This is a genomic window from Pseudoalteromonas sp. T1lg65 (genome assembly GCF_051930985.1).
Taxonomy (GTDB): Bacteria; Pseudomonadota; Gammaproteobacteria; order Enterobacterales; family Alteromonadaceae; genus Pseudoalteromonas.
Genome location: NZ_CP196837.1, coordinates 692,501 through 705,143, shown reverse-complemented (window position 1 = coordinate 705,143; position 12,643 = coordinate 692,501). Strand labels below are relative to the sequence as shown.

Here is a 12,643-nt window from a genome sequence, read left to right as displayed (position 1 = left end):
ATTGTTGTCACTTGTAATAGCCAGCTGAGGTGACTTACACACTACATAAGATCAAAAATAAAAACTTGAACTACCGATGATTTTTAGCTGACGCCGAAAATAGAAATAATAAAAGTATAAGTTTTATGGTGTTATGAACTTTCGAGTGGGAATAGGTTCCTAAAACTCGCCTCCCTTCAGTACGAACCATGAGGACACAAAGGTAACGAGGCAACCTAATTATTACCACCAAGCAAGCAACCTTGCCACCGACTCAGCGCCATTTATTGAATTTATGATGCAGGTGATTTTAGAGACCTTACAAGATCATGGGGGCCAGAATACCCCACAAGTTACCCCCCAAGTCACCCCCCAAGTCGAAAAGCTATTGCGTGTCTTGGATGGGCAACCTGCGCCAATTGATAGAACCTCTTTACAACAAGCGCTTGAGTTAAAAGATAGAAAGTCGTTTCAAGCACGTTATATCAAACCAGCGCTTGAGTTGGGGTTGATTGAGATGACGCAGCCAGATAAACCCACCAGCCGTTTACAGCGTTATGTGTTGAGCGAAGCGGGCAAAGAGTTAGCTAAAAGGCTTTAAACCACTTGTCCACAGGCCCAGCCGCAGCTCCATGCATATTGGAAGTTGTAGCCCCCGAGCCAACCAGTCACATCGGTGACTTCGCCGATAAAGTACAAGCCTTTTTGCTTTTTGGCTTCGAAGGTTTTTGAGCTGAGCTCATCGGTATCGACGCCGCCTAGGGTGACTTCAGCGGTGCGGTAGCCTTCGGTGCCGTTGGGTTTGATTTTCCACTCGGTGAGGGTTTGAGCTAACTGGTCGATTTCAGTATGACTCAGCTGGTTGGCATTTTTATCTGGAATACTTTTGTCTTCTATTAAGGCTTCTATAAAACGTTTCGGTAAAATAGTTGAGAGTAAGTTCTTTAAGCTCTTTTGCCCTTGTTCGTTGCGCCATTGGTGTAGCTGCTCTGCAACGTTCAAGTCAGGAAGTAAGTTTATACTTACATACTCTCCAGATTTCCAAAATGAGCTAATTTGGAGTATTGCTGGCCCTGATAAGCCACGGTGAGTAAAGAGAATATTTTCTCTAAATTGCACACCGCTTTCACTTGTGACTAAGCAATCAACACTAACGCCCGACAAGCCATCAAAGCGCGCTTTGTCGTGGTCGTGTAGAGTAAATGGTACTAGCGCAGCGGTGGTTGGTAAGACTTTTAAGCCAAATTGTTCGGCAATTTTATAGCCTATTGGCGTCGCACCTAGTTTAGGCATGGTTAACCCACCGGAGGCCACCACGACGGACTCGCACTGCAAGGTTAAGGTTGAGGTCTGTACTTGGTAACCACCTTCAGGTAAAGCACTTATGGATGAAACCTCTTGGCGTAAATGAATGCTCACACCCGCCCACTCACACTCGGTGAGTAAAATATCAACGATATCTTGCGCGCTATTATCGCAAAATAGTTGTCCCAGCGTTTTATGGTGGTATTGCAAGCCGTGGCGATCGACTAAGTCGATAAAATCTTGCTGTGTATATCGGCTTAAGCAGGACTTAACAAAATGAGGGTTGCTACACAAATAGTTTGCTGGTGAGGCATTTTCATTGGTGAAGTTACAACGGCCACCACCGCTGATCAGGATCTTTCTTCCGGGCTTTTTACCCATATCAACCACCGCAACTTTGCGACCGCGATAACCCGCTTGCGCAGCACACATCAATCCAGCCGCACCGGCGCCTATTACCACAACATCAACTTGTTGCATGCAAACTCTCTCTTGTTTGTTTAAAGCGCGTGAATTATACCGTCCCTGACCTCGCTTTTATAGTTTAAGTCACGTCACCTCAAGATATACAAATTGCATCACGCTTACGTGCTTTCTTTTCGTTACTTTGTTACCACACCATGGATCACCATGTCGAAGTAAACAGGCTGTAATTGCACTTACCTGAATACATCGGTGTCATTTTCTATTTGAAGTCAAATGAACAGACTAAAAAAGCAATATTCCTTTAAATATCATACCTATAAATGGAACAGAAACCCCTTTGTTTACACTCATTTACATTGTAATAAAATCAAACCAGCAACAGAAAAAGTCATACAAAATTAATAAAAACAACATGCTAATGAAATAATAAAGCCATTTATCCGTCTGCTTATAACCAAATTATTAATGCAAATAACAAAACAGATCTTTGTTTTCTTTAACTGGACGTTTACTTTCGTTGACCTGCAACTCAAAAGTTAACAGTTGAACAACAAGTTAGAAACTAGGGAAACATTATGACAACTAAGAAAAATTTCAAACGTGCAGCGCTAAGCAGTGCAATTGCGACGTTATTTGTAACATCAGCCGCATCAGCAACCTCAGTTGAATCAATCGCAACTAATGCAGAACTGTCAGCAGTCGCAGCTAAAATTGCAGGTCAAAACACGCGAGGCACTCAATTTATAATTAAATACAAAGAGACCTCAGCGGCACAAATGGCCACGATGTCTGAAAACGCAGCGCCTACGGCCGCACAAATGCAAGTTCGTGCAAAGAACTTCGTGCAAGGCATCAAAAGTAGAAAAGTAAACGCAACAGCGCAATATGTACGCCCTATGGCAATGGGTGGCCACCATGTAATGCGTTTAGATAAAAAATTATCTCCGGCTGAAACGCAGGCATTTATGCAAGAAATGATGGCATCAGGTGATCTGGAATATATTGAGATTGACCAAATGTTAAAGCCATTTGCGACACCTAACGATCCAAGTTACGGTGATCAATGGCACTATTTTGAGTCAACAGCAGGGATCAATGCGCCTGCGGCTTGGGATAAAGCCACAGGTCAAGGTACTGTAGTCGCGGTATTAGATACTGGCTATCGTCCACATGCCGACTTAAATGCAAACCTCCTACCTGGCTATGACATGATCTCTGATACCTTTGTTGGTAACGATGGTGATGGTCGTGATAACGATGCACAAGATCCGGGCGATGCCGTAACCAAAGATGAATGTGGCTACACACACAATGCTTCAGATTCTAGCTGGCACGGCACTCATGTTGCTGGCACGGTTGCAGCAGTCACTAATAATGGTCAAGGCGTAGCTGGTGTTGCATACAATTCAAAAGTAGTACCTGTTCGTGTATTAGGTAAATGCGGTGGCTTAACTTCAGATATCGCAGATGGGATTATTTGGGCATCAGGTGGATCTGTATCGGGTGTACCTGCGAATGCAAATCCAGCTGACGTTATCAATATGAGTTTAGGCGGCAGCGGTGCTTGTAGCGCAACCACTCAAAATGCCATTAACCAAGCTCGTAACAATGGCTCGGTTATTGTTATCGCAGCGGGTAATGATAACGACAACTCAGCCAATTATAACCCAGGTAACTGTAACGGTATCATCAACGTCGCGGCGATTGGTCGTGATGGTGATCGCGCTTACTACTCTAATTACGGCACAAATATCGATGTAGCAGCTCCTGGTGGTGCTCAAGGCTATGCAAATGACCCTGAAGGTATTTTATCAACCCATAATTCTGGTTCTGATGCGCCTGTAAGCGATACCTATCACTACTCTCAAGGCACATCAATGGCAGCGCCACATGTCGCTGGTATTGCTGCACTAATCAAAGAAGCTAAACCTTCAGCAACTCCAGATGAAGTTGAAGCCATCATTAAAGACACAGCTCGTGCATTTACAGGTTCTTGCTCAAACTGCGGTACTGGTATCGTCGACGCTGCCGCAGCCGTTGATGAAGCACTTGGCGGTGACGTAGTCGAGCCACCTGTAGGTGGTGGTGAGCTGCAAGATGGTGTAGTAGAAACAGGACTAGCAGGTGGCGCACAAAGCCAAGCTTTCTATACCTTTAATGTACCATCAGGAAAGAGCAATGTGACCTTCACCACCAGTGGTGGTACAGGTGACGTTGATATGTACGTTAAACTAGGTAGCCAGCCAAGTGCAGCGAGCTACGACTGTCGCCCATATGAAAGCGGCAACAACGAAGTGTGTAGTTTTGATAACCCACAAGCGGGGACTTATCACGTTATGCTGGAAGGCTATCAAGCTTACTCGGGCGTTTCATTACTTGCAGCTACAACAGGTTCAGATACCACAAGCCCAGAAGCAGGTGGTGGTTCTGTATCAGACCTTTCTGCATCTCGTGGTCAATGGGTACACTATACGATTGAAGTCCCAGAAGGCATGAGTACGTTTACCGTAACGACTTCTGGTGGTTCAGGCGATGGTGATCTACACGTAAAATATGGCGCACAGCCTACTGCAAACAGCTATGATTGTCGTCCTTATGAATCTGGCAATGCCGAGACTTGTACCTTTACCAATCCGCAAGCGGGCACGTGGCACTTAAGCATTTACGCGTATCGCACATTCTCTGGCGTCACTTTAGACGCGCAATATAAGCCTTAATTAAGGGCTTGTATTAACTACAAAAAAAGGGCCTATCGGCCCTTTTTTATCGTAGCTCACAGCAACATTTATAAGCCAAGTGTTGCGCGGATTTCTCGCATTTGTGCTTCAAGCCTGACTTGTATCTGTTTCACTTGCTCATTAGAGCTATTTACTTGCACTTTCATATTGTCCATTGCCAGACCAAAGTCATCCAGTAAGCCCGTTTGCTGATTGGCCAGCTCCATCGCGTGCGCTGCAACCTGATTGGCACTTTGCGCACTTTCAGCAACCCCCTCAGAGTTACGCTTGAGTTCTTGTGCGTGGGAAGTTTGCTGCTGAGATTCATCCGCCAATGCTGAAATTTGTGTAGATACTTTATTCGAGTTTTCACTGAGCACTTTTAGCTGCTCATCAATGTCGGTCAATGACGCCTGTGTTTGTCGAGCCAGCTTTCTTACTTCATCCGCTACTACTGCAAACCCACGACCATGCTCACCCGCTCTGGCTGATTCAATCGCCGCGTTAAGTGCAAGTAGGTTAGTTTGTTCTGCAATATTACTGATCACTTCAATAACATTGCCGACATCAGAAACCCCGTTTAGTAACTCGTTTAGACTATCTAGCCCTTGCTCTACACGACGCTGTGTTGTTGAGCTGGCACTCAGCATCGAGTCAGCATACTGCACACTTTGGGTCATCGCTTCGTAAGTGTGATTAGCATTATCCGCTACTTGCGCGTTAATCTCATTCGCATCAGCACCCAGAGTGCGGAGCGACTCCAATTGCTCCTGATTATGCTCTACTTGAGAGAAAGTATCGTCTGCTTGTGTTGAGATCCGAGCCAAGTTTTGGTTCATTTCTTCCATAAACTCGTTCACTACGCCAAGCATCGCTTCTCGTTCGCTGGCCTCAGCTCGTTGCCTTTCAATAAGCTGATTGAAGTAGCTCGCAATCTCACCAATTTCCGTATTAGCATTCATACTTTCAATATTATGTAGCTCATTACTTTCAATAAGCTGTGCAAAGCCGTCCCGTAAATGGCGAAGTGGCGTAAGAACTTGACTAAACTGCACCAAATATACACCCGCGGCAAGTAACACTAATAAACCAATCGCACCGCCAAACAATAAAAATACATTGCTTTTTACTTCAGCTTGTTGAGTTTTTAGGCGGGTTTCGGCTTCAAGAATCCGCTCAGATATGGTTTTTATATCTTGACGCAGTTCATGCATGCCGACTTGGCGTTGCTTTGACTGCTCTAGGGTATTTTCTAAATCTCTTGAGAAACGTTTTGGCCAACTAATGAGTTCAGCCTTGATCTCTAGCGCTTTGTCTTCAGCTTCTGCGCCAAGAAACAGCTCATCTTCGTCAACTTCTGTCATCACCCCAAGGTTAGGCATTTTATCTATTTTTGACGCTAGGCTTTGCAGTCTATTTAAACTCGCCATCAGGCTGCTTTGAGTTTGTTTATCGTACTGCATAACCAATTGATAAGTGTAAATACTTAAATTACTGATTTCACTAAAGTAATCTGATGCTAGTCGATGATACTCTTTGCTTTGGGACTGCGCTTGCGCTTGAATGGTGTAGTTAACCAGGCTTGAAGCTGAACCCGACATTTGCCGTAATGCGTTATCCAATAACGCCATTTCATTTCCAGACAGCTTTCCTAGTGCTCGGTAGCGACCGCGAATATCAGTTTGAAGCTGAGATAAGTCGTTTTGCAAACGCTTCGCTAAATCGTCTGGGAGTGCTTCTACACTTTTTTGCAGACGAATAATTTGCTCATCAGCTTTATTCAGGTATTGGCTATCACCAGCACTTAAGTAGTCTTCAACCGTGCCTTCAAGCTCTATAATTACGGCATTTTTAACTCGGTTGTAAGCGGCATCTTGCTTATCTAACTCGGTGAGCACTTGGCTTGCCCAAAATAAGCTAGCCGCCAATAGTATGCTCGCCCCAGCTAATAAAATTGCCAGCAAACGAGTAAAAGTAGACACGCGCATAAATCACTACCCATTAAATTAAAAATGCAGCGGTAGAGTATTAAGAATTTATGACAGATTAATTAAACCTGATTACATATTGAGCGACATTATGACAAAACATACTTTTGGATGAGTTATTTCTAATTGAGACCAATGCGTTTTACAAAATGAAAACGTAATTTATACGCAAATTACACAATATAAAAAAGCAGCGCAAAAACCATTATTTCATCGCAGCTTTAACGTACACATCAAAGCGATTTTTCTTGGTTTTTATTTGCATACTCGGCTGTTTATCATTTAAAAAACCCGCATAATCAGGGCGTTTAACGACGATTCTCTTACTGGCTAATTGATAGGCAAACGGCAGTAACGCATCGGCATCTTGATCATCGCCGACCAACGAATGGAATACGCGCATTTCCTTTTTAACTTGTGCTGATTTTTCACGATGCGGAAACATGGGATCGAGGTAGACAACATCTGGTTGATGTTCAGTTTGAGATAGAAGCTCATGGCTGGAACCAAACACCAGTTGCATTTTTTCCCGCATCCAGTCACCTATTTCAGCGTCTTGGTAAGCACGTTCAAGGCCATCGTAAAGTAACGCAGCAACTACAGGATTACGTTCATGCATAATCACGTTACAACCAAGAGATGCCAGTACAAATGCATCCCGACCAAGTCCAGCTGTGGCGTCCAATACTTTAGGAGTGGCTCCTTTACTTAACCCCACCGCCTTAGCGATAGCTTGGCCTTTGCCACCCCCAAATTTACGGCGATGCGCAACCGCCCCCGTGACAAAGTCAACCTGAATGGCTCCTAGTTTAGGTTCATCTCGCTTAAATAGCTTAAGTCCCTGCTCATCATAAACCAGTTGATAGAACTCATCGTTAGCGCTGAGCTCATCAAGCTTGAACTTTGCGACGATAGAATCTAGATACGAGCGATTTTCTTCAAATGGCGTGTGGATCAGCAAGCGACAACTCCTAATGCTGTGCAGTCAAAGCGACATTATACGAACCTTTTCACCTACCATAAATAACTAGCGGACTATTTACCCAAGTATTATGCGTTAAAAGAGTTCTATATCAATTTGTGCTGCAACTTTGTCTTCACCCCAACGTTCGGAAATTTTAGACAAACTAACAGCTAACTGCTGGCGAACTTCTGCAACTTCATCGAGCCGTTGCTTTATGAGCTTTAGTTCATCACTGAGAAATTTGTAGTGTTGGTGCAACTGTTGCAGCTTAGCTCGGCAATCCACTGGTAATTGGCCGATATGTTTATCGTTCAATATTTCGCTAAAGGCCTTTTCGTTATCGCCGTAGTCGCTACCAATACCACTAACGTGATCGCTTAGCTCCGTGAATACTTGTCCAATTTTTTCCACTTTGATTATCGCATCCTCACTGACTTCCATATCTCTGATTTTCGCGTCAGCCGCCTCCAAAATATGCGGAAACAGATCTTTATATCGACCATAAACAGCAGGATCATCTACCGGCATGTTTTTTATTAGCAGAGAAACTTTGGGGTAGTTGATAATGGTGCGTTTACCAAAATCGATAAACCGACTTCCGTCGCGATGCTTTTCAAATAGTTCTTGCTCGATGGGTTGAATGATCCCTTCCGAGGCATAAAACTGAGGGCGACCTTGATACCAAAAGGCGACGGCAACCTGCAAATCCATTGGGATGAAAAACTCCAAAAAGTAGTCACTGAGCATTTTTAAATCATGTGCATGATATGACTGACCAACATAACGCATGATCCGACCCATATCGCCAGAGTCGGTCATAGCAATTTCCGCAGCAACTTGAGCATGTTGAACATCTTGCTTCAAACGTTTTGAAAGTTGTCTGTAGTCATCGAGTACATTGATACGAGCTTGTAACTCATCAACATTAAAAGGCTTAACGATATAGTCTGACGCCCCCGCATTGTAGCCCCGCATTCGCTCTGCAAGTTCAGCCTTAGAAGACAAAAACATCACCGGGATCTCTTTTGTTTCGGTATCACGTTTTATTTTTTCACATACTTCAAAACCAGATATTCCCGGCATTTCGACGTCAAGCAAAATAATATCGGGCTTGTGCTTTTGGGCTAGAGTAAGACCTTCTTTTCCATCCTTAGCATGTATTAAATTACAGGTTCTGGAAAGCGCTTCTTTAATGATGTGATGAACTAACTTATCGTCGTCAACTGCTAGCACCAGTTTCGTCATGGGACGTCCTTATTAAAAAACGAGAGTTTGACCAGCAATACACAGCTTTAGGCTATCGCTGACGGTCATAAATAATACTAATTAGCATAGTAAGATTCGGTGATTTTGCTACCTCTTAAGAGGTTGTTTTACTTGCCTTAAGAACCGAAAAATAGAACTCAGTAGCCGGAAAATACGACTTAGATGTGGCATAGCTCTAGATGCGCCACTTCCTGATACACACCTATACACAAAGAAATTGCCGTTTGAAAAGCCGATAGATTTTACATGATGTATTTCCTGCAACTATTAGCGTTAATCTTCGATACGCTACATTCCAGACCAAGCCACTTTCCGTTGAAGTTTTGTAGAATAGTTAGGCCACTTTCATACTGACGGCATTCGGGACATGAAGGATTAATTGGGAATCGTGTCATAGTCACCATCATTGTTTCGATTCTCAACTACACTGGGTGTGCAAAACAACACTATCAGTGAGAAGGACATTCTAATGAACATCAATGGTAAGCGACCAAATTTTTTAATTATAACTACCGACGAAGAACGATTTCCTCCCCCGTATGAAAATCCAGAAGCTAAGGCTTACCGCTTGCAAAATAGCGAAAGTCTGATGCAAATGCGTCAATATGGTACGGAGTTTACTAACCATAATGCGGCCTCCACTGCCTGCGCACCAAGCAGAACATCTATTTACACAGGCCAGTACCCTTCCTTACACGGAGTTAGTCAAACACCTGGGATCGGAAAATCTTCATTTGATCAGAACATGTTTTGGTTAGAGCCAAACACGGTACCGACGATGGGTTCTTGGTTCCGAGAAGCTGGCTATCAGACCTTTTATAGAGGCAAGTGGCATCTCTCTGATGAAGATATTCTTGTCCCTGGCACTCAACAGGCATTGGTGAGCAATTCGATCCAAGGACAACCCTATCCGGAGCGTATCTCGCTTTACAGTCAAGCAAACCGCTTAGACAAATTTGGGTTCAACCAATGGATAGGACCAGAACCTCATGGCTCAGCAGAGAATAATTGTGGCACAGTACGTGACCCGGGCTTTGCACGGCAAGTCTGCGAAACATTAGCAATGCTGGATAAACAAGCCAAAGCAGGTGATGGGCAACCTTTTCTGTTAGTATCTTCTTTCGTAAATCCTCACGACATTGTATTACCGCGCCAAAAGGATTGGTTTGAAGAGTTTTATCAGCAAAAAGAAGCCGGTGCGCTTCCTAATGTTGACCCTGCCCCAAGTCAAAACGAAACGTTAGAGAGCAAACCCCGCTGTCAAAAAGACTATTTGTATACTTATCCTCGTATGTACCTGCCCCAACCAACGACTGAAGCGTATCGTCAGTTTTACTATTACTTGATGGCAGAAGTGAACAAACACATCACCACAGTTTATGAAACACTCAAACAGACGTCTCTTTTTGATAATACCATCGTTATATTTACTTCTGATCACGGTGAGCTGTTAGGTGCCCATGGTGGACTACATCAAAAATGGTATACCGCTTACCAAGAGGTACTAAATGTGCCATTTATCGTTTCTAATCCTAATCTATTTAAACAGTCCAAACAGCTGGATATCACCACCTCTCATATAGACTTGTTACCTACATTACTAGGTTTAGCAGATATTGATGCGGAGTCTGTGCGTCAAAAACTCAGTGAAACGCACAGTGAAGCAAGGCCGCTTGTGGGCAGAGATCTTTCTAAAATACTGTTAGACCAAGAAGAGCCCAAAGAACAACCGATTTATTTTATGACCAATGACAATGTAGAGGTCGGTGAAGATATGACAAACTTGGCAACAGGAGTAGCCTATAACAGTATTGTACAACCTAACCATATCGAAGCGATTATCACAAAGTTACCACATCTTACTGGTGATACTCGATGGAAGTATGTCCGTTACTACGATAACGCGCGCTTTTATAGCAATACTGGTTTTTTAGATAGCAGGGAAGTGGATGACGAAAATGTAGGTCGTAACGACTCTCGTTATGATCTGAGCCACCTTATCGCATCAGGTAATCCAGATAATATAGCCACCGCGCGATTTATTCCGAGTGAGTATGAATGCTACAACCTAAGTACCGACCCTACTGAAGAAATAAACCTGTTAAGCTCACTTTGTCCGACACCGCTGGAACCGGAAGTACTGACAGCGTTAGAGGAAGTAATGAAAGAACAGCGAGTAAGTAAACGCTTATTACCACAAAATATTAATAAAGAAATCGAGGAACAAAGTGACGAAAATACTTTTGTAGTTCCAATAAGAAAATAGCGTTACCAGTAATTCCAGAGCTCGCTGCAACAACCGTTTTTAATATTAAATTGGTATCTAACGTCGGATGGCGCTGCGCTTAGCCGACCTACTTGGTGTGGTGTTGAAGTCTTGTGGGTAGGTTGGAAAAGCGAAGCGCCTTCCAACATGGTTAGGTTTGGTAAAGACAAAAAGCAAAAAAACCGTCGCATTGCTGCTATGGGTTCTTTTTTAGCCCAGAAGATGTTCCGTTCTTTTAAATAGAGCGCACATGGCAGCTGCCACACTATCATCAATTGCTACATTGGTTATCGTTGTTTGACGTCGGATGGCGCTACGCTTATGCCGACCTACTTGGTGTGGTGTTGACAGTATTTTGGTAGGTTGGAAAAGCAAAGCGCCTTCCAACATGGTCAGGTTTGGTAAAGACAAAAAGCAAAAAAACCGTCGTATTGCTGCAATGGGTTCTTTTTTGCCCTTGGCGATGTTCCATTTTTTTAAACAGAGAGCACATGGCAGCTGCCACACTATCATCAATTGCTACATTGGTTATCGTTGCTTGACGTCGGATGGCGCTGCGCTTATGCCGACCTACCAGGTGTGGTGTTGACAGTATTTTGGTAGGTTGGAAAAGCAAAGCGCCTTCCAACATGGTCAGGTTTGGTAAAGACAAAAAGCAAAAAACCCGACTCTTTCGAATCGGGTTTTTCTAATAAGGCCCTGGCGATGTTCTACTTTCACATGGCAGCTGCCACACTATCATCGACGCTGTTTTGTTTCACTTCTGAGTTCGGCATGGGGTCAGGTGGTTCCAAAACGCTATGTTCACCAGGAAATTCTGTTCATCAACAAGCATACGCTCATCGATATAAAATCTGGAAAGCTTAATTAAATTCTTCGTCTACTTCAGTTTCATTAACTTCTGTCGCTTAAACCACTTTGGCGTTGTATGGTTAAGCCTCACGGGTAATTAGTACGAGTTAGCTTAATGGCTCACACCACTTCCACATCTCGCCTATCAACGTTGTAGTCTTCAACGGCCCTTTAGTGGAGTCGAACTCCAAGTGAGAACTCATCTCGAGGCTCGCTTCCCGCTTAGATGCTTTCAGCGGTTATCGATTCCGAACGTAGCTACCGGGCAATGCAATTGGCATCACAACCCGAACACCAGCGGTTCGTCCACTCCGGTCCTCTCGTACTAGGAGCAGCCCCTCTCAATTCTCAAACGCCCACGGCAGATAGGGACCGAACTGTCTCACGACGTTCTAAACCCAGCTCGCGTACCACTTTAAATGGCGAACAGCCATACCCTTGGGACCGACTTCAGCCCCAGGATGTGATGAGCCGACATCGAGGTGCCAAACACCGCCGTCGATATGAACTCTTGGGCGGTATCAGCCTGTTATCCCCGGAGTACCTTTTATCCGTTGAGCGATGGCCCTTCCATTCAGAACCACCGGATCACTATGACCTACTTTCGTACCTGCTCGACGTGTCTGTCTCGCAGTTAAGCTTGCTTCTACCATTACACTAACCGTACGATGTCCGACCGTACTTAGCAAACCTTCGTGCTCCTCCGTTACTCTTTGGGAGGAGACCGCCCCAGTCAAACTACCCACCAGGCACTGTCCTCAACCCCGATTAGGGGCCTAAGTTAGAACATCAACACTACAAGGGTGGTATTTCAAGGTCGGCTCCACAGAAACTAGCGTCTCTGCTTCAAAGCCTCCCACCTATCCTACACATGTAGGGT

General features: G+C 44.2%; 7 protein-coding genes and 2 rRNA genes (1 of these 9 only partly in view). 3 read left to right on the top strand and 6 right to left on the bottom strand.

The features are described from left to right. Positions 1–274 precede the first annotated feature (274 nt). Positions 275–580: a Fic family protein gene (locus ACSLBF_RS03015; protein WP_440055140.1), complete on the top strand. Its 306-nt coding sequence runs from the start codon at positions 275–277 to the stop codon at positions 578–580. Here the strand turns inward: ACSLBF_RS03015 and ACSLBF_RS03010 are convergent. Then, positions 577–1,764 (bottom strand): NAD(P)/FAD-dependent oxidoreductase, encoded by a 1,188-nt coding sequence (locus tag ACSLBF_RS03010; RefSeq protein WP_440055139.1) that lies wholly within the window; start codon positions 1,762–1,764, stop codon positions 577–579. The two genes, ACSLBF_RS03015 and ACSLBF_RS03010, sit on opposite strands and share 4 nt — an antisense overlap. A gap of 521 nt (positions 1,765–2,285) precedes the next feature. Here ACSLBF_RS03010 and ACSLBF_RS03005 point away from each other — a divergent pair. Continuing rightward, positions 2,286–4,427: a S8 family peptidase gene (locus tag ACSLBF_RS03005; RefSeq protein WP_440055138.1), complete on the top strand. Its 2,142-nt coding sequence runs from the start codon at positions 2,286–2,288 to the stop codon at positions 4,425–4,427. 68 nt (positions 4,428–4,495) lie between these two features. Here ACSLBF_RS03005 and ACSLBF_RS03000 read toward each other — a convergent pair whose 3' ends face one another. The 3 genes from ACSLBF_RS03000 to ACSLBF_RS02990 all read right to left on the bottom strand — a co-directional run bounded on the left by ACSLBF_RS03000 (position 4,496) and on the right by ACSLBF_RS02990 (position 8,624). Continuing rightward, positions 4,496–6,415 carry a methyl-accepting chemotaxis protein gene (locus ACSLBF_RS03000; protein WP_440055137.1) on the bottom strand — a complete coding sequence of 640 codons (1,920 nt, stop codon included), beginning with the start codon at positions 6,413–6,415 and terminating at the stop codon, positions 4,496–4,498. A 205-nt stretch (positions 6,416–6,620) separates the two neighbouring features. Next, positions 6,621–7,376, bottom strand: coding sequence for a class I SAM-dependent methyltransferase (locus ACSLBF_RS02995; protein ID WP_440055136.1), 756 nt, complete (start codon positions 7,374–7,376; stop codon positions 6,621–6,623). A gap of 96 nt (positions 7,377–7,472) precedes the next feature. Continuing rightward, on the bottom strand, positions 7,473–8,624 hold the full coding sequence (locus ACSLBF_RS02990; RefSeq protein WP_440055135.1) for a response regulator: 1,152 nt from the start codon (positions 8,622–8,624) through the stop codon (positions 7,473–7,475). A 490-nt stretch (positions 8,625–9,114) separates the two neighbouring features. On the opposite strand from ACSLBF_RS02990, the gene ACSLBF_RS02985 reads away from it, so the two are divergent. Beyond that, positions 9,115–10,911 (top strand): sulfatase-like hydrolase/transferase, encoded by a 1,797-nt coding sequence (locus ACSLBF_RS02985; protein WP_440055134.1) that lies wholly within the window; start codon positions 9,115–9,117, stop codon positions 10,909–10,911. Positions 10,912–11,608: 697 nt separating this feature from the next. On the opposite strand, the gene rrf is transcribed toward ACSLBF_RS02985, so the two are convergent. Further along, positions 11,609–11,723: ribosomal RNA gene (gene rrf / locus ACSLBF_RS02980) — 5S ribosomal RNA — on the bottom strand. Positions 11,724–11,839: 116 nt separating this feature from the next. Beyond that, positions 11,840–12,643 (bottom strand): 23S ribosomal RNA (locus ACSLBF_RS02975); it runs 2,078 nt beyond the window's last position.

Excerpts from the sequence above, each read along its gene's own strand:
- ACSLBF_RS02985 (WP_440055134.1), top strand. The coding sequence starts at position 9,115 with ATGAACATCAATGGTAAGCGACCAAATTTTTTAATTATAACTACCGAC.
- ACSLBF_RS03015 (WP_440055140.1), top strand. The coding sequence starts at position 275 with ATGATGCAGGTGATTTTAGAGACCTTACAAGATCATGGGGGCCAGAAT.
- ACSLBF_RS03000 (WP_440055137.1), bottom strand. The coding sequence starts at position 6,415 with ATGCGCGTGTCTACTTTTACTCGTTTGCTGGCAATTTTATTAGCTGGG.
- ACSLBF_RS02990 (WP_440055135.1), bottom strand. The coding sequence starts at position 8,624 with ATGACGAAACTGGTGCTAGCAGTTGACGACGATAAGTTAGTTCATCAC.
- ACSLBF_RS03005 (WP_440055138.1), top strand. The coding sequence starts at position 2,286 with ATGACAACTAAGAAAAATTTCAAACGTGCAGCGCTAAGCAGTGCAATT.
- ACSLBF_RS03010 (WP_440055139.1), bottom strand. The coding sequence starts at position 1,764 with ATGCAACAAGTTGATGTTGTGGTAATAGGCGCCGGTGCGGCTGGATTG.